The sequence below is a fragment of the Kingella pumchi genome (assembly GCF_022288825.1).
Lineage (GTDB): Bacteria > Pseudomonadota > Gammaproteobacteria > Burkholderiales > Neisseriaceae > Kingella_D > Kingella_D pumchi.
Map to the genome: position 1 here is coordinate 17294 of NZ_JAKOOW010000021.1, position 15116 is coordinate 32409.

At 55.5% G+C, this 15116-nt stretch carries 17 protein-coding genes; 3 read left to right on the top strand and 14 right to left on the bottom strand.

From position 1 onward, the window contains the following. Positions 1–3: 3 nt before the first annotated feature. Genes rpmC through rplC form a run of 9 tightly spaced genes read right to left on the bottom strand, consistent with a single transcriptional unit; the run spans position 4 to position 4332 of the window. Positions 4–189 carry a 50S ribosomal protein L29 gene (rpmC, locus tag MB824_RS04705; RefSeq protein ID WP_238746392.1) on the bottom strand — a complete coding sequence of 62 codons (186 nt, stop codon included), beginning with the start codon at positions 187–189 and terminating at the stop codon, positions 4–6. Further along, on the bottom strand, positions 189–605 hold the full coding sequence (rplP, locus tag MB824_RS04710) for a 50S ribosomal protein L16 (protein ID WP_238746394.1): 417 nt from the start codon (positions 603–605) through the stop codon (positions 189–191). The genes rpmC and rplP overlap by 1 nt, the downstream gene beginning before the upstream one ends. Beyond that, the gene (gene rpsC, locus MB824_RS04715) at positions 589–1287 is read right to left on the bottom strand and encodes a 30S ribosomal protein S3 (protein ID WP_238746396.1); all 699 of its coding nucleotides are present in this window, start codon (positions 1285–1287) and stop codon (positions 589–591) included. Before rpsC ends, rplP begins: the two co-directional genes overlap by 17 nt. A 9-nt stretch (positions 1288–1296) precedes the next feature. Next, positions 1297–1626, bottom strand: a complete 330-nt coding sequence (gene rplV, locus MB824_RS04720) for a 50S ribosomal protein L22 (RefSeq protein WP_238746398.1) — start codon at positions 1624–1626, stop codon at positions 1297–1299. Between the two features lie 8 nt (positions 1627–1634). Beyond that, positions 1635–1913 (bottom strand): 30S ribosomal protein S19, encoded by a 279-nt coding sequence (gene rpsS, locus MB824_RS04725; protein WP_009119027.1) that lies wholly within the window; start codon positions 1911–1913, stop codon positions 1635–1637. A gap of 5 nt (positions 1914–1918) precedes the next feature. Beyond that, on the bottom strand, positions 1919–2752 hold the full coding sequence (gene rplB / locus MB824_RS04730) for a 50S ribosomal protein L2 (protein ID WP_238746400.1): 834 nt from the start codon (positions 2750–2752) through the stop codon (positions 1919–1921). Between the two features lie 4 nt (positions 2753–2756). Further along, positions 2757–3071: a 50S ribosomal protein L23 gene (gene rplW / locus MB824_RS04735; RefSeq protein ID WP_238746402.1), complete on the bottom strand. Its 315-nt coding sequence runs from the start codon at positions 3069–3071 to the stop codon at positions 2757–2759. Continuing rightward, positions 3068–3688, bottom strand: coding sequence for a 50S ribosomal protein L4 (gene rplD, locus MB824_RS04740; protein WP_238746405.1), 621 nt, complete (start codon positions 3686–3688; stop codon positions 3068–3070). The genes rplW and rplD overlap by 4 nt, the downstream gene beginning before the upstream one ends. Further along, on the bottom strand, positions 3688–4332 hold the full coding sequence (gene rplC, locus MB824_RS04745) for a 50S ribosomal protein L3 (protein WP_238746407.1): 645 nt from the start codon (positions 4330–4332) through the stop codon (positions 3688–3690). Before rplC ends, rplD begins: the two co-directional genes overlap by 1 nt. A gap of 273 nt (positions 4333–4605) precedes the next feature. On the opposite strand from rplC, the gene ffh reads away from it, so the two are divergent. Both ffh and MB824_RS04755 read left to right on the top strand, forming a co-directional pair. Continuing rightward, on the top strand, positions 4606–5973 hold the full coding sequence (ffh, locus tag MB824_RS04750; protein WP_238746409.1) for a signal recognition particle protein: 1368 nt from the start codon (positions 4606–4608) through the stop codon (positions 5971–5973). Positions 5974–6067: 94 nt separating this feature from the next. Further along, the gene (locus tag MB824_RS04755) at positions 6068–6814 is read left to right on the top strand and encodes a tetratricopeptide repeat protein (RefSeq protein ID WP_238746411.1); all 747 of its coding nucleotides are present in this window, start codon (positions 6068–6070) and stop codon (positions 6812–6814) included. A gap of 241 nt (positions 6815–7055) precedes the next feature. Here the strand turns inward: MB824_RS04755 and MB824_RS04760 are convergent, their stop codons facing one another. From MB824_RS04760 to MB824_RS04780, 5 genes are all read right to left on the bottom strand, one after another. Further along, positions 7056–9020 (bottom strand): hypothetical protein, encoded by a 1965-nt coding sequence (locus MB824_RS04760; RefSeq protein ID WP_238746413.1) that lies wholly within the window; start codon positions 9018–9020, stop codon positions 7056–7058. Positions 9021–9195: 175 nt separating this feature from the next. Beyond that, complete coding sequence (locus MB824_RS04765; protein ID WP_238746414.1) at positions 9196–9756, bottom strand: hypothetical protein; 561 nt, start codon at positions 9754–9756, stop codon at positions 9196–9198. A 241-nt stretch (positions 9757–9997) separates the two neighbouring features. Further along, positions 9998–11695, bottom strand: coding sequence for a vWA domain-containing protein (locus MB824_RS04770; RefSeq protein ID WP_407659224.1), 1698 nt, complete (start codon positions 11693–11695; stop codon positions 9998–10000). Between the two features lie 78 nt (positions 11696–11773). After that, positions 11774–13003, bottom strand: coding sequence for a YihY family inner membrane protein (locus MB824_RS04775; protein WP_238746415.1), 1230 nt, complete (start codon positions 13001–13003; stop codon positions 11774–11776). Then, positions 13003–13947, bottom strand: coding sequence for a LysR substrate-binding domain-containing protein (locus MB824_RS04780; RefSeq protein WP_238746416.1), 945 nt, complete (start codon positions 13945–13947; stop codon positions 13003–13005). Before MB824_RS04780 ends, MB824_RS04775 begins: the two co-directional genes overlap by 1 nt. A 360-nt stretch (positions 13948–14307) precedes the next feature. Here MB824_RS04780 and MB824_RS04785 point away from each other — a divergent pair, with 360 nt between their 5' ends. Next, entirely contained in the window at positions 14308–14982 is a 675-nt protein-coding gene (locus tag MB824_RS04785; protein WP_238746417.1) for an OmpA family protein, read from the top strand. The last annotated feature ends 134 nt before the right edge of the window (positions 14983–15116 follow it).

Below are 15116 nucleotides of genomic sequence, written 5' to 3' on the forward strand. Positions count from 1 at the left end.
CTCTTACACCTTCTGGCTCATGATTGTCTTGATCCGGGCAATATCACGACGAAGTTTTTTTAATTGACTAACATCACCCAACTGCCCTGCCGCGTGTTGCATGCGCAAACCAAAACGCGTCTTAAGCAACTCGACCAGATCGGCCTCCAGCTCAACTGCCGACTTATTTCTTAATTCATCTAATTTCATTATTTACCTACCTGTCTTAATACAAATGTAGTGGCAATAGGTAATTTGGCAGCAGCCAAAGTAAACGCCTCTCTAGCAAGAGTCTCTGAAACTCCATCCATTTCATAAAGTATCTTACCTGGTTGAATTTCAGCTACATAATACTCAACAGAGCCTTTTCCTCCACCCATACGCACTTGGATTGGCTTTTCTGTAATAGGTTTATCAGGGAAAACTCGAATCCAAATGCGACCGCCGCGTTTAATATGGCGAGTCATTGCCCTCCTGGCAGACTCAATCTGACGAGCGGTTAATCTACCACGACCTACAGCTTTAAGCCCAAAATCACCAAAGCTAACCGTATTGCCACGAGTAGCCAAACCGGTATTTCTACCTTTATGCTGCTTACGATATTTCAGTCTAGTTGGTTGAAGCATTTCTACCCCCTACCTTCCTACGTTTACCATGCTCTTTTTCAGCACCCGTCTGAACTTGGCCAAATTCGCCTTTATACACCCAAACTTTCAAACCAATTACACCATACGTTGTATGAGCTTCACTAGTTGCGTAATCTACATCAGCTCTCAAGGTATGCAAGGGAACACGACCTTCTCGGTACCATTCACTACGCGCGATATCGGCACCATTAAGCCGACCAGAAGTCATAATTTTAATGCCTTGTGCACCAGCACGCATTGCATTTTGCATAGCACGCTTCATAGCGCGACGGAACTGAACCCTTTTTTCCAACTGCTGGGCAATACCATCCGCAATAATCTGAGCATCCAATTCAGGTTTACGAATTTCTTCAATATTCACATGAACCGGAACACCCATCAGCTTTTGCAAATCAATTTTCAACAGCTCAATATCTTCACCTTTTTTACCAATTACAACTCCAGGGCGAGCTGTAAAGATGGTAATACGCGCAGATTTTGCGGGCCGCTCAATTACAATACGGCTAACAGATGCATTAGCTAATTTTTTATTCAGATAATTTCTAGCATCAATATCTTGCTTCAAAACAGCGGAAAAATCCGAAGTCTTGGCAAACCATTTAGATGACCAGTCCTTATTTACAGCCAACCGAAAACCGGTCGGGTTAATCTTTTGTCCCATAATTATTCCTTAGTTACCGACTGTCAGATTGATATGGCAGGTTTGCTTTTCAATCCGGTTTCCTCGACCTTTGGCGCGAGCCTGAAACCGTTTGAGACTAGGACCCTTATCAACAAACACAGTTACAACTTTCAAGTCGTCGATATCAGCACCTTCATTATGCTCTGCATTCGCAATAGCAGAATCCAGAACTTTCTTAAGCAAAAGAGCACCTTTTTTAGGACTGAATGCCAAGATGTTTAAAGCTTGAGATACTGTTTTACCACGAATCAAATCAGCAACCAATCGCGCTTTTTGCGCAGAAATACGGGCATTTTTATGCTGTGCATTTACTCTCATGATCCACCTTATTTCTTCTTAGCCTTTTTATCGGCCAAGTGACCTTTAAAAGTACGAGTCAGAGAAAACTCACCCAATTTATGACCAACCATATTATCGCTGATAAACACTGGCACGTGAGTACGGCCATTATGAACAGCAATAGTCAAGCCGATAAAATCGGGGAGAATTGTAGAACGACGCGACCAAGTTTTAATCGGGCGTTTGTCGTTATTTGCACGAGCAGCATCTACTTTTTTCAGCAGATGGAGATCCACATACGGACCTTTTTTTAATGAACGAGCCATATCAATTAGCCTTTATTGGAGTAGCGGCGACGAACAATCATATTATCCGTGCGTTTGTTATTGCGAGTGCGATAGCCTTTAGCAGGAGTTCCCCATGGGCTAACGGGTTCACGAGCTTCGCCAGTACGACCCTCACCACCACCATGCGGGTGATCAACAGGGTTCATTACCACACCACGAACGGTAGGACGAATACCGCGCCAACGATTGGCGCCAGCCTTACCAATTTTTCGCAGACTTTGCTCTTCATTACCCACTTCGCCAACAGTTGCTCGGCAATCAATATGGATTTTACGAACTTCACCAGAGCGCAAGCGTACTTGGGCGTAAATACCTTCTTTAGCCAGCAGGACAGCAGAAGCACCGGCAGAGCGAGCAATCTGAGCACCTTTACCCGGCTTCATCTCAATACAGTGAATGGTAGTACCAACCGGAATATTGCGGATGGGCAGAGTATTGCCAACTTTAATGGCTGCTTCAGAACCAGATAGCAAAACAGCACCGGCCTGAACACCACGCGGGGCAATAATATAGCGACGCTCGCCATCAGCATAGCAAAGCAGCGCAATAAACGCAGTACGGTTAGGATCGTACTCAATTCTTTCCACTTTGGCAGGAATGCCGTCTTTATCACGTTTAAAATCAACAACGCGATAATGATGCTTGTGACCGCCACCTTTATGACGGGTTGTGATATGACCGTTATTGTTGCGACCGGCTGTCGAATTCTTTTTTTCCACCAAAGGAGCATAAGGCGCGCCTTTGTGCAGACCTTCTGCAACCACGCGAACCATGCCGCGACGACCTGCAGAAGTAGGCTTCATTTTTACAATAGCCATTACATTACTCCTTATCAGCAGCTGCAGCGGCTGCATCCAGATTCAGCTCCTGTCCGGCAGCCAAGTTCACGTAAGCTTTTTTCACATCGCTGCGGCGACCCAGAGTTCGGCCAAAACGCTTAACTTTGCCTTTGGTGGTTACGGTAGTAACAGAAGCCACTTCAACACCAAACAGCAATTCAACAGCAGCCTTAATTTCAGGCTTAGTTGCATCACGCAAAACTTTAAAAGTCATTTGGTTGCGTTTTTCAGCCAGCAGATTGCTTTTTTCGGAAACAACCGGAGCCAGAATTACATTCATCAAACGTTGTTGATTCATACCCATTGCTCCTCAAGCTGTGCAACAGCTTCTTTAGTGATGACTACTTTTTTGTAACGAAGCAAGCTGTACGGATCAACCTGCTGAGCTTCCAAAACCAGCACATTCGGCAGGTTGCGTGAAGACAGGTAGACGTTTTCGTCCAATTGCTTGGTTACAAACAGTACCTGTTCCAAACCAAGATTTTTTACCTGCTCGGCAAAGGCTTTGGTTTTGGGAGTAGCTGCAGACAACTCGTCGATTACATACAAACGCTCGTCGCGAACCAACTGAGACAAAATGGTGGCCATACCGGCACGATACATTTTGCGGTTCACTTTCTGAGTGAAGTTTTCATCGGGTTTATTCGGGAACGCACGACCACCACTGCGCCACAACGGAGAAGAAGTCATACCGGAGCGGGCACGACCGGTACCTTTTTGGCGCCAGGGTTTTTTGGTGGAGTGTTTTACTTCAGCACGGGTCAGCTGCGCGCGATTGCCGGAGCGGGCATTTGCCAAATAGGCAACGATCAGCTGGTGAACCAGTGATTCATTGTATTCGCGGGCAAACAGAACATCGGAAGCCGCATGGCTGCCTGAAACCTGGCCTTTTGCGTCGATTACTTTCAATTCCATTATGCACCTACTTTCACGCTGGGACGCACAACCACATCGCTGTTAACCGCACCGGGAACAGCACCTTTTACCAGCAGCAGATTACGCTCGGCATCCACGCGGACAACTTCCAAATTCTGAACGGTAGATTTGGTATTGCCGTATTGGCCTGCCATGCGCTTACCAGGGAACACACGACCCGGATCCTGCGCCATACCGATAGAACCGGGAACGCGGTGGGAACGGGAGTTACCGTGAGAGGTGCGTTGCGCACCAAAGTTGTGGCGCTTGATGGTACCTGAGAAACCTTTACCTTTAGAGGTGCCGGTTACATCAACCAACTGGCCGGCTTCGAAAATGGAAACGGCAATTTCGTCACCCACTTTCACTTCGGCCAGTTTTTCTTCAGTCAAAGCAAATTCCAGCAAACCGCGGCCGGCTTCAACACCTGCTTTCGCAAAATGTCCTGCAGCAGCTTTGTTTACATGGTTGGCTTTTTTCTGACCAAAGGTAACCTGAACAGCCGCATAGCCGTCGGTATCTTTGGATTTTACCTGTGTAACGCGATTCGGAGAGAGTTCCAGCACGGTTACCGGCACGGATACACCCTGCTCGGTAAACACGCGGGTCATGCCCACCTTGCGTCCAACCAGACCTAAAGTCATGATTTTTCCTTATTAACAAGGGATTGGCTGCGATTGGCCAATCAATTAGATAAAAACAAACACTTGGCACAGAATGCCAAGTCGGCGATGATACTACAGATACGGCAAAATCTTCAACAACAATTACAAACCAAGCGGCATTTTTCGGCATACCGCCGACACCTGCAGCTCCGCGGGCGCGGTGTCGGATATGCTAGAATGCGTCGTTTCGTTTTCAGGCTGCCTTACGCTTTGAAAGGCAGCCTGAAAACCTGGAAATCAAGGAATCCATATATGTTAGACAACCTTACCCAACGCTTTGGCAAGATTTTCAAAAACATCCGCGGCCAAACGCACCTGAGCGAAGACAATATCAAAGACGCCCTGCGCGAAGTGCGGCTGGCGCTGTTGGAAGCGGACGTAGCGCTGCCGATTGTCAAAGACTTCGTCAACCAAGTAAAAGAACGCGCCCTCGGCAGCGAAATTGCCGACCATCTCACGCCCGACCAAGCCTTTTTCGGCATTGTGAACGAAGCATTGGTCGAGCTGATGGGCAAAGAAAACAGTGCCCTGAACCTCAGCAGCCAGCCGCCGGCCGTGGTTTTGATGGCCGGCTTGCAGGGTGCGGGCAAAACCACCACCGTCGGCAAGCTTGCCCGTTTGATCAACGAGCAGGACAAGAAAAAGAAAATCCTGCTGGTTTCCGCCGACGTTTACCGCCCTGCCGCCATCGAGCAGCTGCGCCTGCTGTCCGAGCAGGTCAAGGCCGACTTTTTTCCGTCCGACACTTCGCAAAAGCCCGTTGAAATCGCCCTTGCCGCGCAGGACTACGCTAAAAAGCATTTTTACGACGTGCTGATGGTCGATACCGCCGGCCGCCTGGCCATCGATCAGGAAATGATGGACGAAATCCAGGCCATCCATGCCGCCGTCAATCCCGTTGAGACCTTGTTTGTGGTCGATGCCATGCTCGGCCAGGATGCCGTCAATACCGCCCAGGCGTTTAACGAAGCCCTGCCGCTCACCGGCGTGGTGCTGACCAAAATGGACGGCGATTCGCGCGGCGGCGCAGCGCTTTCCGTGCGCCAGATTACCGGCAAGCCGATTAAGTTTATCGGTATCGGCGAGAAAATCAGCGGCCTTGAGCCCTTCCATCCCGACCGCATCGCCAGCCGCATACTCGGCATGGGCGACGTGATGACTTTAATCGAAGACGTTCAAAAAGGCATCGACGAAGAAACCGCCGCCGAAATGGCGAAAAAACTGCATCGCGGCAAAGGCTTCGATCTCAACGACTTCAAAGCGCAAATCCAACAGATGCGCAATATGGGCGGACTGGAAAACCTGCTCTCGAAAATGCCCGGCGAGCTGGGCCAGATGTCCAAGCAGATTCCCGAAGGCACGGCGGAAAAAGCGATGGGACACGTTGAAGCCATCATCAATTCAATGACACCCAAAGAGCGCGCCAATCCCGCCCTGCTCAAAGCCAGCCGCAAAAAGCGCATCGCCGCCGGCGCCGGCACCACCGTGCAGGAAGTGAACAAAATGCTCAAGCAGTTTGAGCAATCGCAGCAGATGATGAAAATGTTCAGCGGCCGCAACATGATGAAGCTGATGAAAATGGCCAAAGGCATGAAGGGGATTTTCCCCGGCATGAAATAGGCAGCCTGAAAGCCCGAAAAGCAGCCTGAAAGCAGCAAATCCGTTTTCAGGCTGCTTTTTGTCTCCATCAACCAAGCAACGTTAAAGGAAAGCCATGTATCCTCGTCTCACCGCCCTGCTGCTGGCAGCAGCCGTTTGCGTCCCCGCCGTCTATGCCGCACCCAAGTCTGCGCCCCAAGCCACATCAAACGCGCCTGCGCAGGCGGAAAGCCCCGTCCCCAACCACATGCCCGATGATATGCGCCGCCGGGTGGAAGCCGCCATGGCGCTGCTGCAACGCGGGCAGGCTGCCCAAGCCCTGCCGCAGCTCGACAAACTGGTCGCCGAAGCCGAAGCCACGCTCAAGCGCGATACCCAAAACCGCGTCTATGCCGCCGACGACCGCAACTTCGTGATTGCCTCCCTGCTGGAAGCCGCCAAGCGCAAGCAGTCTGCCGTTGTCGTTTCCACCGACTGGATCGCCCCGCTGTACGCCCGCGCCTATGCCCTGATCGAACTTGGCCAACTTGACCGCGCCCGCGCCGATCTCGACCGCGTACTGGCCATTTCCCCCTACACCCCCCGCGCCCTGGGCGAGCGCGCCCAAATCTCCATGCACCGCAAAGACTTCGCCGCCGCCGAAGTCGACCTGAACAAAATGCGCGAATACGGCAAAATGTCCGCCAACCCCGCCGATGCCATCGGCTACCAAGGCTTCGCCCTGCGCGGCTTGGGCTATATCGCCGTCGAGCGCAAACAATGGGACAAAGCCCTCGGCTTCTACAACGAAGCGCTGAAACTCAACCCCAACGACGACAAAGCCAAAGCCGAAATCGACTTTATCCGGCACAGCCGCCGCTAAGCTCTTTCTCACAACACAACAAAAGCAGCCTGAAAACCCCACGACGGTTTTCAGGCTGCTTTTCTAGCGGACGGCACAGCAAACACCGTCCGCCGCCCGTCCGTCGCCACCGTGCGGCAAAGCCGTGCACCAATTCAAGCCATCCCAAACGCCCAAGGCAGCCTGAAAAAAGCAGCCTGAAAACGGTTTTTCCGCTTTTCAGGCTGCTTTTATTGTTGCCAAACTACCGGACAAGGGCGTTTCACAGATTCTTGCGGTAAAAGCCGCGCCACCAGCGTTTGCCCAATTCGGGGGCTTGGAAGTCGTCCATGCCTTTGTAGATTACGTCGGCGGCGGCGGCGGCTTCGCCGGGTGTGCGGAAATCGGTGCTGCTCACGGCCAGGCTGCCGATAAACGGGCGGCCGTTTTCGTCGGCGATAAACGGCACCACCGCGCTTAAATTCAGCGTGCGGCCGCGGTAGCTGCGCACTTCGACCATCACCGCATGGAAGCGGCCGCGCGGCAGGTTGGCATGGCCTTCAAAGCTCAAAACCTGATGCGGCAGCTGCTGCGGATTGTCCTGCAGCTGCCGATAGCCATTTTGCACGCTCTCTTGCACGCTGCCGGCAGACAGCCTACTCATGCGCCATTGGATGCCGGCGGGGGTAAACAGCGCGGGCGTCAGCAGTTTCAGGCTGCCTGCGCCGGCAAGCGGCAGGCGTTCGTGCAGGGCGAAAGCGGCGGCAAAGCCGGCCTGCAGCAGCGGTTTGCGCCACAAGTCGGGCAGTACGGCTTCGGAAGGCTCGGCCAGCGCGGTGCGGATACTGACCGTGCCGCGGTGGTTACGCTGCAGCTCTTTGGCGAAATTCACGCAGCCGGCGGACGATGCGGGATAAAACAGCTGCTCGATAATGCGGCCGAGCGGGAAAAACACGCCGCTGCCGATTTGCGCGCACAGGCGGGTGTACCACTCGGGCGGCAGCTCGGGAAGCTGCGCCTGCGCTTCTTGGTAGGTTAAAAGTTTCAGCGTATTGGCCGACAGCTCTGCAGCGGTGCGCGCCAGATAGCAGGCGCAAAAATACACGAAAGCCTGGTTGTCCGGCCGCGCCAGAAATTCGTCCATATCCGGCCCGCCGGCATGGATTTCCGCCAGCAGTTTGTCGAGCTGCACCAGGCTGCGCAGCGAATAATCGGGGCGCACCACGCTGCGCAGCGCGTCCAGATAGGCCGGCTCGGGCAAACGGCTGCCGTCGCGCGGCGCGCCTTCGAGCACGATGTCGATCAGCCGGCGGGCAAGCTGGTTGGGATTGTCCGGCACGATTTCGCCCGCCGCTGCCGGCTGGGCAGCCTGAAAACCGTGCTGCGCCCAATCGGCCAGCGACAGGCCGCCGCAGAAGGCGTCGCGCAGCAGGTGGAACACCGGCACCGGCCGGCGGGCGATGCGGGCGAACATGCTGTCTTCCAAACCTTCGGCGCGGATGCGGCGCCCGCCCATGCGCGCCAGCTGGCTGCGGTTGAACCATTCGGGCGCCGCATTCTGCGTTTCGCCCAAAGCACGGACGGTGAAAAACGCCAGCAGATAGAGAAAATTGCCGGCTTCCACGCCGCTGAAATGCCGGGTGTAATTGTCTTCGCCGATGTTTTCGCGCTCGCGGATCAGGATAACCAATTCGTCGATATTTTTCAGGCTGCCTTCGCCGCCCGGCAGTTCCAGCGCCGCCAGATCTTCGCCATAGGCCAGGCCGCCCGGCAGGTTGCGGCGCTGGGCGTAACATTCCAGCGCAAAAGCAGACATCCGCCCGCAGTCGGCATCGTCGCTCATGCGGAAAGCCTGCCACAGCGCCCCGTCCAGCGCTACCGGACGCTCGTCGCCCTCCAGCCGCGCCTTGACCATCGCCAACGGCCGGAACGTCCAGCGGCCGAAACGCGCCCCGCCCTCTTCGTCCCACGAATAAGACGCGCCGCTGTGGCGCGCTACATATTCGGCCAGATAGGCGGCAACCGTCCGCAGAAAATTGCGCCCCTCGTGACTTTGCGCCAGCGTGTCGTAATCGGTGCCGGCGTTCTGGTGGATATGGCGCAGCAGCGACGAGAGCAGCGTCAGGCTCACCGGCGTGAAGTCGGGGCGGATTTTCCACAGCCCGGTAAACGCCATGCCGCCGGTAGGCAGGCGGCTTTTGAGCAGGCACTCGAGCAGGTACTGTTGGTTGCGGTCGTTGGTATTCATAAGGGCTTGGGCAGACGGAATCCGACGGAAAAAACAGACGGCGCATTATAACCGCGCCCCGCCCACGCCATGCGCCGCCGCATGCAAAAAGCCGGCGCGCCGCAGCAGTTTGGCAACAGAAAAAGCAGCCTGAAGGCTTTTCAGGCTGCTTTTTTACCGGCAGCTTGGCAAGACTCTACCATTCGCTGCCGGCATTTTCGCTGCCGCCCGCATGCTGGCGGGCTTTTTTCACTTCGCGGCAGGGATAGGTGGCGGCGATTTGCCGGGCTTGATCGCTGCGGGCAAACCATTCCTGCTGATCCGCATCTTTTTCCCCTTGTTCGAAATAACGCTTTCGCGCGGCTTCGGCTTGGGCGCGCAGTGGCAGGATTTTGTCGGTGCAGGCCTGGTATTCGCGCCGCAGACGGGTTTTGTCCTTCAGCAGGCTGCCCACTTCGGCTTCTTCGAGCGTTTGGTAACGCCAGATCAGCTCGCGGCACAGCGGGCTGGTGCCCCAAGGGTCGCCGCCGCAGTACACAGGCTGCGCGCGGTCGATCTGCGCCAGATCCATTTGCCTGATTTTGGCGGTTTCGGCAGGTATCCGCGCTTTGTATTCGGCAATCGCGGCGCGGCAGCCGGGCGTCAACTGCGCGGCATCGGTTGCGCCGTCACACTCTTGCAAAACGGTACGCAGCAGCCCCTGAACCGTTGGCTGCGGCTGTCCGCCACCGGCTGTCGCTGCGAGAGAAAAGGTCAAAACAAAAACTGCGCTTAGGATTTTCTTCATGGATGGAATGGCTCCGTTGTTGGGGATGGGTTTCAGGCTGCTTTTAAGGACGCATGAAACGGTTTCGGGCAGCCTGAAAAACGATTGTAACCGATTATAAGCGCCGTCATTCCCGCGCAGGCGGTAAGAGAGTGCGGGTACTTTGAGGTCGTCTGAAAGGACAGGCAGCCTGAAAACCGGTTTTCCGTTTTTCAGGCTGCCTTTGGCCGCGTTACTCGCCCTGTTTTTCAGGCTGCTTGCTGCTCAGGCTTTTGGCGATGCCGATGAGTTCTTGGAACTCGGCGATGAAGCCGTAGGGATCTTTGGCGCGGGTGGCGGCGGCCATTTTTTCGATGGCACTCCAGTCGAGCTTGCCGTTGTATTCGCCGCCGCGCAGTTGTTGGGCGTAGGAGGCGGCAGCGAGGGCGAGACGGGTGTCGGCGTCGGCCTGCGCCAGCGGAATGCTGCGGGCGGGTACGGGCTGTTCGATGAGTTTGCTCGCGCTTTGGCCGGGCAGTTTGTAGCGCACTTTGACGTAGGCGTATTCGTTTTTGCTGCCGTCTGCGGTGGGGGCTTTTTGGTAGCGGGAGCTGTCCAGCCAGCCGGTTTTGCCCTGCGGGATGATTTCGTAAAGGGCGGTGACGCTGTGGCCGGAGCCGATGTCGCCGGCATCGACTTTGTCGTTGTTGAAGTCTTCGTTGCGTAGGGTGCGGTTGGTGTAGCCGACCAGGCGGTATTCTTTAACGGTGGCGGGGTTGAATTCGACTTGGATTTTGACGTCTTGGGCAACGGTGGCGAGGGTGGAAGTGAGCTGGTGTTGCAGCACTTTTTTCGCTTCTTTTTCGCTGTCGATGTAGCTGTAGTTGCCGTCGCCCGCGTCGGCGATTTGTTCCATCATCTCTTCGTTGTAGTTGTCGGTACCGAAACCGAGGGTACTGAGCGAGATGCCGCTTTTGCGTTTTTCGGCGACCATGGATTTGAGGGTTTCGGTGTCGGCAACGCCGACGTTGAAGTCGCCGTCGGTGGCTAGCAGGATGCGGTTGATGCCGTTTTTAACGAAGGCTTTTTGCGCTTCGTCATAGGCCATGCGTAGGGCGCGCTCGCCCGATGTTGCGCCGCCGGCTTCCAGGCTGTTGACGGCGCGTAGGATGGTGTCTTTGTCTTTGCCGGAAGTGGGCGGCAGCACGAGTTTTTCGCCGGATGCGTAGGTGATGATGGTAACTTTGTCCTGCGCTCGAAGCTGCTGGGTGAGCAGGCGCAGGGCTTTTTTCACCAGCGGCAGTTTGTCGGGCGAATTCATGCTGCCGGAGACGTCCACCAAAAAGACAAGGTTGGCAGGCGGCAGGTTTTTCTTGGCGGTGTCCTGCGCCTGGATGCCGATTTTGACGAGTTTGGCTTCAGGCTGCCACGGGGAATCGACGGTTTGGGTGTGGACGGCGAAAGGGCGGCCGTCTTGCGGCAAGGGGTAGGAATAGGGGAAGTAGTTGACGATTTCTTCGATGCGCACGGCGTCTTTGGGCGGCAGGCGGCCGTTGTTGAGAAAGCGGCGCACGTTGGCGTAACTGCCGGTATCGACGTCGATGCTGAAGGTGGAAACGGGCTCTTGGGCAACGGCTTTGACGGGGTTTTCAGGCTGCTTTTGGTAGCGTTCGGTGTCGGTGCGCAGGGGGCGGGCTTCGGCGGCGGTGCGGCTGCGTTGGTTGACCATCATGGCGAAGGGCATGATTTGGCCATACAGGGTTACGCCGCCCGAGCGTTTGCTGCTGGCGCTTGAGGGTTCGGCTTTGTACATCACTTCCGCTCTGTCCATCGCTTCGGCCGGCACGCCGGATACTTCGGCAACTTGGGATTCGGGGGCGCGCTGGTTGCCGCAGGCGGCAAGCGCCAGCAGGGTAAACGCAGCAAGCGGACGGTATAAAACGGGTTTCATAGCACTTCCTTTATGGTTGGGGGTGAACAAACGGGTGGCAGCCGTTTCAGGCTGCCTGAAAACTGGTTCGCCGGCAGTTTATTGCGGCGGATTGCGCTCACCCCATTCGCGCAGGCTGATATTCAGGGCGCGGATAGCGGGTTCGAGCAGGCCGGCCATTTCGGCGGCGATGCGGCCGTCGGGATGGTGTTTGGGGTCGTACACAAACTGGGCAAACAGCCTGTCGAGCATGATTTCGCCGGCATCGGGCTTCAGCTGCCAGCGGCCGCGGACGGTTTTAATGTAGCCCAGGCGTTTTAAGGCGTCCAGCAGATTGGCCAGCGCGTCGTAGCCGATGGCGATATACAGCCTGAAATCGCGTTGGCGCAAACCGCCCTGCTCTTGCGCGCGCCACAGCACCAGCAGCACGTAAACGGCGTCGTCAAACAAAACCTGCGCGCCGTCGGCCTTGAGATAGGCGCGGCGGCGGCAGTAGGGCAGGCAGGCGGTAATCAGAGCGCCGAACAGCACAATCAGCCACAACAGATGCAGCCACACCAAAAACACCGGCACCACTGAAAACGCGCCGTAAATCAGCCGGTAGCTGTTGAAATTGGCGATATAAAAAGCAAAGCCCCATTTGGCGGCTTCCAGCAGCGCGGCAGTGAGCGCGGCGCCGATCAGGGCGTTGGCGGCGGGAACCAGGCAGTTGGGCACCACACGGTAGAGCAGCCACAGGGTCAGCGTGTCGAGCAAAAAGCGGCCGGGGATCTGGGATGCGCCGAGCTGTTTCAGGCTGCCTGCCAGCCACGGCAGATGGGCATCGAGATATTCGGGACTGAACACATACGCCGATGCCGACAAACTCACGGCAACCAGCACCGGCCCGAAAGTCAGCAGCAGCACATAAATCGGCAGGGCGATCAGCAGCGGGCGCGGCTTTTGGATGTTCCAGATGCGGTTGAAGGTTTCGTCGATGGTCTGCACCAGCAGCAGCGACGAAAACGCCATAAACGCCACGCCCACGGCGGTAAGCTGCCCGGCCTGCTCGCGAAAACCCTGCAGATAGTCGGCCACCGCCGCTGCGCCGCTGGGAACGATAAGGCTGGTGATAAAACCGTTTAAGGCAGCCTGAAAACCGCTGAAGTCGGGCAGCGCGGTCAGCACCACCAACGTAACGGTCAGCAGGGGCACCAGCGCCAGCAGCGTGGTAAAGGTCAGACTGGACGCGACCTGCATCAGCCGCACTTTTTGAAAACGCCGCCAAACAAAGGCGGCGAATCCGAAAGGCGGCAAACGGGAAATGCGGTGCAGCAGCTCGTTCATCATCAGATGGAAAAGTCTTCTTGGGCGGGAGTGTAAAGCAGCTGGTTGACGCGATCGCGGGTCAGGCCGGCATCCAGCATGGCGATGAAATCGTAAACGTAGTTGCGGATCAGGGCGTCGCCGCGCAGCAGAATCTGCACCGGCACCGGCTCGAACAGGCGGCCGGCGTCGCGCATCACAATACCGGCATCAGCATCGTCGTGGGCATCGCGGTTGAGCAGGCCGACGCCCAAACCGAGACGGACATAGGTTTTCAGCAAATCGTCATCGTCCGCCGCCAGCGCCACGCGATAATCCGCCACCCGACCACGGCCAAAGGCGCGCGCCAGCACGGTACCGGCGTCAAAGCTGAACCCGTAAGCCAGCAGCGGCTCGTCGGCCAAATCGCGCAGCGTGATTTCAGGCAGCGTGGCCAAACGGTGCGACGGCGGCACAAACACTGCATAATGCCATTGCCCGCACGGCAGGCTGCCGACATCGGCCGGCAAGTCGGGCAAATCGCCGGAAAGCGCCAAATCGGCTTCGCCGCGGTACACCATATCGGCCACTTCCTGCGGACTGCCGCATTTGATGTTTAAATGAACGTCGGGATAATCCGCGGTAAAGCGGGCAACGGTTTCAGGCAGCCTGAAACGCGCCAATGTGCCGCTGGCCGCCAAAGTCAGGCTGCCGCTGCGCGTACCGGTGAATTCGCCGCTGATGTTTTTAATGTTTTGAACTTCGCGCAAAATCTGCTCGGCAGTTTCCAAAATCGCCTGCCCCGGCTGGGTAACCGATACAATGCGCTTGCCGCTGCGGATAAAAATCTGCGTGCCCAGCTCCTCCTCCAAAAGCCGTATCTGCTTGGACACACCGGGCTGGGAAGTAAACAGCGCCTCGGCCGCTTCCGAAACGTTCAGATTGCGGCGGAAAACCTCCACCGCATAGCGCAATTGCTGTAATTTCATAGTGGTTTGAATTTTGGCAAAAATGTAAATAAAGCGCGCAAATGTAGCATGCGCACCGCAATAAATCAAAAACTCGAATTCGCCTGCTTTTCTGTTGCATTATTGCAACGCAATTTGCCGCAAAACCCACCGCGGCACCATAAAATATATGACAAAGAACAGCCAGTTGTGCATTATTAAAGTCAGCCAAACCCCTTTGGCAAACCGCATTTCTATTGACAGAACGCATGCAGGTTCTTATAGTAGACGCGGTTAAATTCAGGTTTGCAAAGCGCCGCCAACACGGCACTCAGACCTCCTATACTAGGCGGAAGTTCTGTATCCTCCGCCCCACAAATCATTTTTGATGAGGGAATAACAATGACTAAACAGTTGAAATTAAGCGCAATGATCGTTGCCCTGCTGGCTTCTTCAGGCGCTATGGCTCACGAACAAAACGCCTACGGTTACACCACCAGCCAAGAATCAGGCGAAGTGGTTCGCAACAGCTACAACGAATGCTGGGAAAACAGCTTCCTGAACAAAGCCGAAAACGGCCTGGTTGAATGTGGCGACCGTCAGCCCGAAGCTCCGCCCCAACCCGAACCGCAACCCGAACCGCAATACAAAGAGGAAGTGGTTAACCTGTCCAGCAACTTCCTGTTCGGCTTTGACAAAGACACTCTGCGCACTGAAGCCGTTCAAACTCTGGACAACCTGGTTCAACGCCTGTCTGACACCCGCGTAGAATCCGTACGCGTAGAAGGCAACACCGACTTCATGGGTACCGAGCAGTACAACCAAGCTCTGTCTGAGCGCCGTGCTAATGTTGTGGCCAACTACCTGACCAGCCACGGCGTACCTGCCGGCAAAGTGTCTGCAGTTGGTCTGGGCGAAAGCCAAGCCCGCATGACCGAGAGCTGCCAAGCCGAAGTTGCGAAACTGGGCAAAAAAGTATCCAAAGCGAAAAAACGCTCTGCCCTTATCGCATGTATCGAGCCGGATCGCCGCGTAGACGTACGCATCCGCTCTCTGATTACCCGCGAAGTACAATAATCCGTTTCCAAGCGCGATTAAACGGCCGGACTCCCAAAGGAGTCCGGTTTTTATTTTGCTGCCAAGCGCCGGCAATAATGTTAGAATCTGCCCGCGTTCAACCGGATGTCCGACAGTTTTCCGTCTCGGAAATA

What these genes read in the sequence shown, in the direction of transcription:
- rpmC (WP_238746392.1), bottom strand. Translation starts at nt 189, where the DNA reads ATGAAATTAGATGAATTAAGAAATAAGTCGGCAGTTGAGCTGGAGGCC.
- rplP (WP_238746394.1), bottom strand. Translation starts at nt 605, where the DNA reads ATGCTTCAACCAACTAGACTGAAATATCGTAAGCAGCATAAAGGTAGA.
- rpsC (WP_238746396.1), bottom strand. Translation starts at nt 1,287, where the DNA reads ATGGGACAAAAGATTAACCCGACCGGTTTTCGGTTGGCTGTAAATAAG.
- rplV (WP_238746398.1), bottom strand. Translation starts at nt 1,626, where the DNA reads ATGAGAGTAAATGCACAGCATAAAAATGCCCGTATTTCTGCGCAAAAA.
- rpsS (WP_009119027.1), bottom strand. Translation starts at nt 1,913, where the DNA reads ATGGCTCGTTCATTAAAAAAAGGTCCGTATGTGGATCTCCATCTGCTG.
- rplB (WP_238746400.1), bottom strand. Translation starts at nt 2,752, where the DNA reads ATGGCTATTGTAAAAATGAAGCCTACTTCTGCAGGTCGTCGCGGCATG.
- rplW (WP_238746402.1), bottom strand. Translation starts at nt 3,071, where the DNA reads ATGAATCAACAACGTTTGATGAATGTAATTCTGGCTCCGGTTGTTTCC.
- rplD (WP_238746405.1), bottom strand. Translation starts at nt 3,688, where the DNA reads ATGGAATTGAAAGTAATCGACGCAAAAGGCCAGGTTTCAGGCAGCCAT.
- rplC (WP_238746407.1), bottom strand. Translation starts at nt 4,332, where the DNA reads ATGACTTTAGGTCTGGTTGGACGCAAGGTGGGCATGACCCGCGTGTTT.
- ffh (WP_238746409.1), top strand. Translation starts at nt 4,606, where the DNA reads ATGTTAGACAACCTTACCCAACGCTTTGGCAAGATTTTCAAAAACATC.
- MB824_RS04755 (WP_238746411.1), top strand. Translation starts at nt 6,068, where the DNA reads ATGTATCCTCGTCTCACCGCCCTGCTGCTGGCAGCAGCCGTTTGCGTC.
- MB824_RS04760 (WP_238746413.1), bottom strand. Translation starts at nt 9,020, where the DNA reads ATGAATACCAACGACCGCAACCAACAGTACCTGCTCGAGTGCCTGCTC.
- MB824_RS04770 (WP_407659224.1), bottom strand. Translation starts at nt 11,695, where the DNA reads ATGAAACCCGTTTTATACCGTCCGCTTGCTGCGTTTACCCTGCTGGCG.
- MB824_RS04775 (WP_238746415.1), bottom strand. Translation starts at nt 13,003, where the DNA reads ATGATGAACGAGCTGCTGCACCGCATTTCCCGTTTGCCGCCTTTCGGA.
- MB824_RS04780 (WP_238746416.1), bottom strand. Translation starts at nt 13,947, where the DNA reads ATGAAATTACAGCAATTGCGCTATGCGGTGGAGGTTTTCCGCCGCAAT.
- MB824_RS04785 (WP_238746417.1), top strand. Translation starts at nt 14,308, where the DNA reads ATGACTAAACAGTTGAAATTAAGCGCAATGATCGTTGCCCTGCTGGCT.